This is a genomic window from Candidatus Zixiibacteriota bacterium, assembly GCA_018820315.1.
In the GTDB taxonomy this organism is placed as follows: Bacteria; Zixibacteria; MSB-5A5; order JAABVY01; family JAHJOQ01; genus JAHJOQ01.
In genome coordinates, this window is record JAHJOQ010000084.1 from 1 (window position 1) to 2,576 (window position 2,576).

Genomic DNA, 2,576 nt, shown 5'->3' on the forward strand with positions numbered 1-2,576 from the left:
CCCATGGCGTATATGTCGGAGAGCGCATTAGCTGCGGCAATCTGACCGAACATCAGCGGATCATCGACAATCGGCGGAAAAAAATCAGTCGTGACAACCAGAGCCTCAGTATCGTTGATCTGATAGACTCCGGCATCATCCGCCGTATTCGATCCGACTAGAAGCCGAGCATCGTTCGGAACCGGCAGCTTGCTTAATATCTCTTTGAGCGGACCCGCGCCCAGTTTTGACGCTCACCCGGCACAGGAAACCAGGCTCGTCAGCCTTATGATTTCGTCGCTGCTGTGTGTCAAGACACCGTCACCTTTCTGTAGATTGCAACACTGGAATAATACTGCCTTGTCGACTCTGTAACAAGCGATAAGTGGTGCGAGTTCGTGACCGGAAACAAAAAGAGGCGCCCATATGAGCGCCTCTTGAAAATTGATCGCGAGAATTGCGGTTAGCTAATTGGTTTTCTCGCAACTGACTTCGACTTTGCGTTGACCGTCGGCACCGGTTGTCACAGTGGCATTAGCATTCGTGATGCCTTTGTCGAGAAGCTGCTGCTCGATATAGGCCTCTACTTCTGCGTCAGACATATCATCGGTGCCTTCAAGCTTGAGGTCCATGCAATCTTTCGGCGGGAAAGTACCGTTGCCGTCAGACTCAAAGACGCCGAGCTTAACCTCCATCTTGCCGTCACTATCTCCATCGCCTTCGACCGATAGATCGATCTGGCGGCGACCGTCAGCATCGGTATCGACCGTGACTTCGTATGCGGTAATCCCCTGTTCGAGAAGCCTGGCCTCGATTTCGGAGCGGATTTCATCGTCAGTCTTGCCGGTAGCGTCAACCTGCACCTCGACCAACTTGTCACGCGCCTGCGCATAGAGCGTACCGGAGACTTTGCTTTTGACCGGCGTCACTTCCGGCGAACGACTGAACCCTGTCAGCGTGTAGAATGCCGCGCTTACCTCTCGAACAGCGTCCTCGCTCGGAAGGTCTGCGACCGTATAGTCGGTCAGATTGCCATTTGAGTTCGAGTTGATCGAAACATCTTCATATCCGAGCGCTTTCACGGCTTTCATGAGTGTCTGATCGCTGACTCTTGACTCAATACCTGCGAAGGTCGCATCGTATGCGACTGTCTTCTCGTATGTGAACGGAACCAGCGTTGCGACGATCAGCAACACAACCACCATACCCAGCCCGGCGATCATGCGAGGTCTTGACTTTATTCCACTTGAAATCCACGACATTAGAGTAATCTCCTTTACAGTCTCGGCCTCCACTCCGGAACGTATCCGGGCGAGAGGCGTGATGTTTTCGTTCTTAGTAGCTCTTGCGATCTTGAGTGCTGAAACGAGCTTTTTCGCAGATTCAGCCTCTTTCATACACGACGGGCAGTTCTGGATATGCTGCTGAGCTTCCCCGTCGATTTTCGCGCCCTCATTCAGAAGGCGTATCACTTCTCTGCAGCGCATACTGTCTCTCTCCTGTCTTATCAGCGGCATTTGATTCTGGAAGATATTTCTCTAATGCCTTTCGCATCTTTTTCCTTGCGCGGGACAATCGAGCCTTGATTGTCCCTTGCGGTTTGTTATGAAGTTCGGCCAGTTCGGCGATGCTCCAGCCTTCGACTTCGAAGAGGATGATAAGCGCTTTGTCTTCGGGACTGAGTGCCCCGAGTGCTCGATCGAGCAACCTCTTCCACGCGTGTGCTTTCGATGGATCGTCACCGACGCTCGATTCGACCCGGTCGAGCGGTACCGCAAGCCGCCACCATGGCTGGCGGCATCGGTTTTTGTGACGATTCACGATGATCCGGTAGATCCAGGGTCGAAAGGACTCCGGATCGCGCAACGTTGCGTGCTTCCTGAGGGCGATCAGCAACGAATCCTGATACAGATCGTCACCATCCTCCCTGCTCCCCGCGAGCTTCCGGCAGAAGCCTTCAGCTTCGGGGTGGAAAGGCTCAAGCATCTTCCAGAACTGTTCCGCCGTGTTCTTCATTCAACCCTTAGACACATTTTGAGGGTGGGAGGTTGCATTGGGTGGTGGAAATATAGTCAGGATGGTGGATTTGGCAAGCGTTGTAGGGCAGCGATCCGGAGTCACGCAGAGCGTGACGGAATGATCCTGCCTATTTCTTCGTTATGTTTTTCCAGACAATTGTCAGGATCTGCTCACTGACGTTCGCACCTTCTCTTCGCTCTGCTCGATCAGGCAAGGATCGCTGACCTGCTATGATGATTGTCAAGGGCTATTTGAGTCTACCTTGCATGTTTGAGTCTCTATATGGACGTTCTCCTTCGGTCTACTGATTCTGTTTGGCAGAAGTCCTTACAACCTGCTATTCGTGGTCGTGCCACATTATGCTCATTCGGAAAGTCGGAAATGGTGTCAACAATCTACATAAACGTGCTTTTGGCACAAGGTCAGCTACGTCGTACACCTGCTTCCGAATCTGTCTTAAAGACCTCTCTCTTCAGAATACTATTCAGTTTGTTCGTCATCTCAATGTGCCGATCTGGTATAGCTCTCCCGTTCGCTCCAGACTGTGGAGTCGCACCACGAGTTTGCGAGCAACAGCA

General features: G+C 52.3%; 3 protein-coding genes. All 3 read right to left on the reverse strand.

Annotated elements, in window-relative coordinates; all coding sequences use genetic code 11:
* A partial coding sequence (locus KKH67_07895) for a selenide, water dikinase SelD (GenBank protein MBU1319103.1) occupies positions 1-224 on the reverse strand: 224 nt, incomplete at its 3' end.
* A 222-nt stretch (positions 225-446) separates the two neighbouring features.
* Positions 447-1,466 carry a hypothetical protein gene (locus KKH67_07900; GenBank protein MBU1319104.1) on the reverse strand — a complete coding sequence of 340 codons (1,020 nt, stop codon included), beginning with the start codon at positions 1,464-1,466 and terminating at the stop codon, positions 447-449.
* Positions 1,432-1,995 carry an RNA polymerase sigma factor gene (locus tag KKH67_07905; GenBank protein MBU1319105.1) on the reverse strand — a complete coding sequence of 188 codons (564 nt, stop codon included), beginning with the start codon at positions 1,993-1,995 and terminating at the stop codon, positions 1,432-1,434. Before KKH67_07905 ends, KKH67_07900 begins: the two co-directional genes overlap by 35 nt.
* Positions 1,996-2,576 lie beyond the last annotated feature (581 nt).

Coding starts and splice junctions, on each gene's coding strand:
- KKH67_07900 (MBU1319104.1), bottom strand. CDS start 1,466: ATGCGCTGCAGAGAAGTGATACGCCTTCTGAATGAGGGCGCGAAAATC.
- KKH67_07905 (MBU1319105.1), bottom strand. CDS start 1,995: ATGAAGAACACGGCGGAACAGTTCTGGAAGATGCTTGAGCCTTTCCAC.